Below are 6,000 nucleotides of genomic sequence, written 5' to 3' on the forward strand. Positions count from 1 at the left end.
AAATATCGCCAGCCCTGGCGGGTGTTGACCGGGTCGACGATACAACCGCTCGCTTTCCGATGTTGTTGGGTGGGTATTCACCTGGCGTGAGGGAGTGCGCAAGGGTGAAGATCGGACACACGCCGACCGGGTTTGTGATCTAGGGGTTTCAACCCGCACCGGCCCAGGTAGGGTCAGGAAGCGTCCAGCTCCCCTTGGAGGAGGTGAGGACCGTGGCAGCCCACGACGACGACATCAACCGCGGCATCCGGCCGGGGCGCGGGTCTGACGACCCCGCCGGTCAGGTTGCCTATCTCGAGCAGGAAATCGCCGTCCTGCGCCGCAAGCTCGCCGACTCTCCGCGTCACACGAGGATTCTCGAAGAGCGGATCGTCGAGCTGCAGACCAATCTGGCGGGAGTGTCCGCACAGAACGAGCGGCTCGCGAACACCCTCCGTGAGGCCCGCGACCAGATCGTGGCCCTCAAGGAGGAGGTCGACCGGCTCGCACAGCCGCCGGCCGGTTTCGGTGCCTTTCTGCAGGCGAACGAGGACGGCACGGCCGACATCTTCACCGGAGGCCGTAAACTCCGCGTGAACGTCAGCCCAAGCGTCGAGCTCGACGACCTCAGGCGGGGCCAGGAGGTCATGCTCAACGAGGCGCTCAATGTGGTCGAGGCCATGGAGTTCGAGCGCGCCGGGGACATCGTCACCCTCAAGGAGGTCCTTGAGGACGGCGAGCGGGCCCTGGTGATCGGGCACACCGACGAGGAGCGCGTGGTGCGGCTCGCCGAGCCGCTGCTGGAAACCACCATCCGCCCCGGTGACGCCCTGCTGCTGGAGCCCCGGTCCGGCTACGTCTACGAGGTCGTGCCGAAGAGCGAGGTCGAGGAGCTCGTCCTCGAAGAGGTCCCGGACATCGACTACACCAAGATCGGCGGCCTGGGAAACCAGATCGAGCTGATCCGGGACGCGGTCGAGCTTCCGTACCTCTACCCCGACCTGTTCAAGGAGCACGAACTGCGGCCGCCCAAGGGCGTGCTGCTGTACGGCCCGCCCGGCTGCGGCAAGACGCTGATCGCGAAGGCCGTCGCCAACTCCCTTGCCAAGAAGGTCGCCGAGGTCACCGGCAAGCCCGCGGGGAAGAGCTTCTTCCTCAACATCAAGGGCCCCGAGCTGCTCAACAAGTACGTCGGTGAGACGGAGCGGCACATCCGGCTGGTCTTCCAGCGGGCCCGGGAGAAGGCCAGCGAGGGCACGCCGGTCATCGTCTTCTTCGACGAGATGGACTCCCTGTTCCGCACCCGCGGCTCCGGGGTCAGCTCGGACGTGGAGAACACCATCGTCCCGCAGCTGCTCTCCGAGATCGACGGTGTCGAGGGCCTGGAGAACGTCATCGTCATCGGCGCCTCCAACCGCGAGGACATGATCGACCCGGCCATCCTGCGCCCCGGCCGCCTCGATGTGAAGATCAAGATCGAGCGTCCGGACGCCGAGGCCGCCAAGGACATCTTCTCGAAGTACCTGACCGATACACTGCCGGTCCACACGGACGACCTCGCCGAGCACAGCGGCTCCGCGAAGGCGGCTGTCGCCGGCATGATCCAGTCGGTCGTCGAGCAGATGTACGCGGAATCCGAGGAAAACCGCTTCCTCGAGGTCACCTACGCCAATGGTGACAAGGAAGTCCTCTACTTCAAGGACTTCAACTCCGGCGCCATGATCCAGAACATCGTGGACCGGGCGAAGAAGATGGCCATCAAGGCATTCCTCGACCACAACCAGAAGGGCCTTCGGGTCTCCCACCTGCTCGCCGCCTGCGTGGACGAGTTCAAGGAGAACGAGGACCTGCCCAACACCACGAACCCGGACGACTGGGCCCGCATCTCCGGTAAGAAGGGCGAGCGGATCGTCTTCATCCGCACCCTGGTCACCGGAAAGCAGGGCGCCGACACGGGACGCTCCATCGACACGGTGGCCAACACCGGTCAGTACCTGTAACACCGCTGTCCGGCTGCGGATGTCCTGGACGGGGCATCCGCAGCCGGATGCGCTTTTCGGACGGCATTCATCGTATGAGTCCTACGAGCCCCACCGGAGCAATGACTGTCATGATCTCCGCAGCACCGCACAGCCGTAACCGGCTCATCGGTACCGCCGCGATCCCGCGGCGCGGCGGCTCGGGGGCCGGTCGTGGACCGGAAGCGCAGCGGTACTTGAGCGCCGGCCCCGGCCTGGGGCCGCGCCGGGCAAGGAGGGCCGCATGACCGTACGGCGCGTAATGGGAATCGAGACGGAGTACGGGATCTCCGTCCCGGGGCACCCCAACGCCAATGCCATGCTCACCTCGTCCCAGGTCGTCAACGCCTACGCGGCGGCGATGCACCGGGCGCGCCGCGCCCGCTGGGACTTCGAGGAGGAGAACCCGCTGCGGGACGCCCGCGGCTTCGACCTCGCGCGTGAGTCCGCGGACGCCAGTCAGCTCACGGACGAGGACATCGGCCTGGCCAACGTCATCCTCACCAACGGTGCGCGGCTCTACGTCGACCACGCGCACCCGGAGTACTCCGCCCCCGAGGTCACCAACCCGCGGGACGCGGTGCTGTGGGACAAGGCGGGCGAGCGGATCATGGCCGAGGCCGCGATGCGCGCCGCCGAGCTGCCCGGCGCCCAGCCGATCCACCTGTACAAGAACAACACCGACAACAAGGGCGCCTCCTACGGCACGCACGAGAACTACCTGATGAAGCGGGAGACCCCCTTCTCGGACATCGTGCGCCACCTGACGCCGTTCTTCGTCTCCCGCCAGGTCGTCACCGGCGCCGGCCGCGTCGGCATCGGCCAGGACGGCCACGAGCACGGCTTCCAGATCAGTCAGCGGGCCGACTACTTCGAGGTCGAGGTGGGGCTGGAGACCACCCTCAAGCGGCCCATCATCAACACCCGGGACGAGCCGCACGCCGACGCCGAGAAGTACCGCCGGCTGCATGTGATCATCGGCGACGCCAACCTCTCCGAGCTGTCGACGTACCTCAAGCTCGGCACCACCTCACTGGTGCTGTCGATGATCGAGGACGGCTTCATCGCCGTGGACCTGGCCGTCGACCAGCCGGTCCGCACGCTGCACCAGGTCTCGCACGACCCGACGCTGCAGCGCCTGATCACGCTGCGCAGCGGCCGTACACTGACCGCCGTGCAGCTCCAGATGGAGTACTTCGAGCTGGCCCGCAAGTACGTCGAGGACCGCTTCGGCGCCGACGCCGACGAGCAGACCCGGGACGTGCTGACCCGCTGGGAGGACGTGCTCAACCGGCTGGAGCGCGACCCGATGTCGCTGTCCGGCGAGCTGGACTGGGTGGCCAAGCGCGAGCTGCTGGAGGGCTACCGCAGGCGCGACAGCCTGGAGTGGGACGCCGCCCGGCTCCACCTGGTGGACCTGCAGTACGCCGACGTACGCCCCGAGAAGGGCCTGTACAACCGGCTGGCGGCGCGCGGCAAGATGAAGCGGCTGCTGGACGACTCCGACGTCGCACGGGCTCAGAACAAGCCCCCGGAGGACACCCGCGCCTACTTCCGCGGCCGCTGCCTGGAGCAGTACGCGGACGACGTGGCCGCGGCCTCCTGGGACTCGGTGATCTTCGACCTCCCGGGCCGTGACTCCCTGCAACGGGTCCCCACGCTGGAGCCCCTCAGGGGCACCCGCAACCACGTCAAGGAGCTGCTGGACCGCTGCCGCACGGCCGAGGACCTGGTCCGGGTGCTGTCCGGAGGCTGAAATGGGCTCCGACCGGGAATCATCGTGGTGGCCTCCACGCGTTGTAGCGAGTGGGAGGCCGATGTCGGACCCTGCTTGTAGGGTCTGATCTTGACACCGATCGAATCAGCGGGCGAACCGAGCGGGGTGAGGGACATGGCGACCAAGGACACCGGCGGCGGTCAGCAGAAGGCGTCGCGCACGACCGAGGAGGTCGAGGAGCAGGCGCAGGACGCACAGGCCGCGGAGGATCTCAAGGAGCGGCAGGAGAAGCTCTCGGACGACGTCGACTCCGTGCTGGACGAGATCGACGACGTGCTCGAGGAGAACGCCGAGGATTTCGTGCGGTCCTTCGTGCAAAAGGGCGGCGAGTAAAGCGCGTCCCCTCCGTCCTGCGCCCCATCGAGGGGGCGCAGGACGGATGACTTCCATGGCCAGGGGTAAGGTCCGAGCAGTATTTCAAGATCTGGTGGAAGGAATCGTGTGGAAGCCAACACTCGAAGCACAGGGCGTCTGCCGGCTGCCTTCCTGACGCCCGGCTCCTCGTCGTTCATGGACTTCCTCGGCGCGCATCAGCCCGAGCTGCTTCCGGGGAACCGCCCGCTTCCCCCGGTGCAGGGTGCCATCGAGGCACCGCATGGCACGACGATCGTGGCGGCGACGTTCGCCGGCGGGGTGGCGCTCGCCGGTGACCGTCGCGCGACCATGGGGAACGTCATCGCGCAGCGCGACATCGAGAAGGTCTTCCCGGCGGACGAGTACTCGGCCGTCGGCATCGCGGGCACGGCCGGTATCGCCGTGGAAATGGTCAAGCTCTTCCAGCTGGAGCTGGAGCACTTCGAGAAGGTCGAGGGCACCGTCCTCTCCCTGGAGGGCAAGGCCAACCGGCTGTCGACCATGATCCGCGGCAATCTCGGCATGGCGATGCAGGGGCTGGCGGTCGTCCCGCTCTTCGCGGGTTATGACGTCGACCGGGAGAAGGGCCGCATCTTCTCCTACGACGTGACCGGTGGGCGTTCGGAGGAGCGCGGCTTCGCGGCCACCGGCTCCGGCTCGACGTTCGCTCGCGGTGCGCTCAAGAAGCTCTACCGCGAGGACCTGAACGAGGAGCAGGCCGCCACCGCCGTGATCCAGGCGCTGTACGACGCCGCGGACGACGACTCGGCGACCGGCGGCCCCGATCTGGCCCGGCGCATTTATCCCATCGTCACGGTCATCACCGAGGACGGTTTCAGGAAGTTCACCGAGGCAGAGGTGGCCGACATCGTCCGCGCCATCCACGAGCGTCGGCTCGAAGAGCCGGACGGCCCGCGCGCCGCCCTGCTCTGAGGGGACGGTTGACCCGGAATGCATTCGCCAATGACAGAAAGGGACGGATAGCCGGTGACGACGCCGTTCTATGTATCGCCTCAGCAGGCCATGGCCGACCGCGCGGAATACGCCCGCAAGGGCATCGCGCGTGGCCGCAGCGTGGTAGTGCTGCAGTATTCCGACGGCATCCTCTTCGTCGCCGAGAATCCGTCCCGTGCCCTGCACAAGGTCAGCGAGATCTACGACCGGATCGCCTTCGCGGCGGTCGGCAAGTACAACGAATTCGAGAACCTGCGCATCGGCGGCGTCCGCTACGCCGATCTGCGCGGCTATACCTATGACCGCGACGATGTCACGGCCCGTGGCCTCGCCAATGTCTACGCACAGACGCTCGGCACGATCTTCTCCAGCGCCGCCGAGAAGCCGTACGAGGTCGAGCTGATCGTCGCCGAGGTCGGGGAGGGCCCCGCCGACGACCAGATCTACCGGCTGCCGCACGACGGCTCCATCGTGGACGAACACGGTTCGGTCGCCGTCGGTGGCAACGCCGACCAGATCAGCAGCTACCTCGACCAGCGCCACCGGGACGGCATGACGCTGGCCGAAGCCCTCAAGCTGGCCGTCGACTCGCTGGCCCGGGACAACAACGGTGGCGAGCGCAGCCTCACCGCCGAGCAGCTGGAGGTCGCGGTCCTGGACCGCAAGCGGCCTCAGGCCCGGAAGTTCAAGCGCGTCCTGGGCGGGCAGCTGGCCCGTCTCCTGGAGGGTTCCGGGGCCGCGGCGGAGACCGACGAGGAGTCGGAGTCCGGCGAGGCCGCGGAGTCCGGCGACTCCGGAGAGTCCTCCGCGAGCGAGGAGTAGGCACCGTCCCGTCGTGGTGGGCCCCGGCCGGGGCCCCCTCCCCGACCGCCACCCGCGCCCCGATAACAAGAGCACACTTCTGGACTCCAGTGACTG

Annotated in this window: 5 protein-coding genes; all 5 read left to right on the forward strand. The window is 67.5% G+C overall.

Annotation, left to right across the window (positions count from 1 at the left end; translation table 11 throughout):
• The first annotated feature begins 212 nt into the window (after positions 1–212).
• The 5 genes from arc (at position 213) to prcA (ending at position 5,904) form a co-directional block, all read left to right on the forward strand.
• Positions 213–1,979, forward strand: coding sequence for a proteasome ATPase (gene arc / locus ABZ562_RS17010; RefSeq protein WP_055553583.1), 1,767 nt, complete (start codon positions 213–215; stop codon positions 1,977–1,979).
• A gap of 262 nt (positions 1,980–2,241) precedes the next feature.
• The gene (gene dop / locus ABZ562_RS17015) at positions 2,242–3,753 is read left to right on the forward strand and encodes a depupylase/deamidase Dop (protein WP_361479495.1); all 1,512 of its coding nucleotides are present in this window, start codon (positions 2,242–2,244) and stop codon (positions 3,751–3,753) included.
• 135 nt (positions 3,754–3,888) lie between these two features.
• Positions 3,889–4,107 (forward strand): ubiquitin-like protein Pup, encoded by a 219-nt coding sequence (locus tag ABZ562_RS17020; protein ID WP_055553398.1) that lies wholly within the window; start codon positions 3,889–3,891, stop codon positions 4,105–4,107.
• Between the two features lie 108 nt (positions 4,108–4,215).
• A complete protein-coding gene (prcB, locus tag ABZ562_RS17025; RefSeq protein WP_361479499.1) occupies positions 4,216–5,061 on the forward strand; it encodes a proteasome subunit beta in 846 nt (281 codons plus the stop codon).
• A 54-nt stretch (positions 5,062–5,115) separates the two neighbouring features.
• Positions 5,116–5,904, forward strand: a complete 789-nt coding sequence (gene prcA, locus ABZ562_RS17030) for a proteasome subunit alpha (protein WP_361479502.1) — start codon at positions 5,116–5,118, stop codon at positions 5,902–5,904.
• The last annotated feature ends 96 nt before the right edge of the window (positions 5,905–6,000 follow it).

This window comes from Streptomyces sp. NPDC019937 (genome assembly GCF_040631655.1).
Taxonomy (GTDB): Bacteria; Actinomycetota; Actinomycetes; order Streptomycetales; family Streptomycetaceae; genus Streptomyces.

Bases quoted from the DNA above. Each gene is read 5' to 3' on its own strand.
- dop (WP_361479495.1), top strand. From the start codon at position 2,242: ATGACCGTACGGCGCGTAATGGGAATCGAGACGGAGTACGGGATCTCC.
- ABZ562_RS17020 (WP_055553398.1), top strand. From the start codon at position 3,889: ATGGCGACCAAGGACACCGGCGGCGGTCAGCAGAAGGCGTCGCGCACG.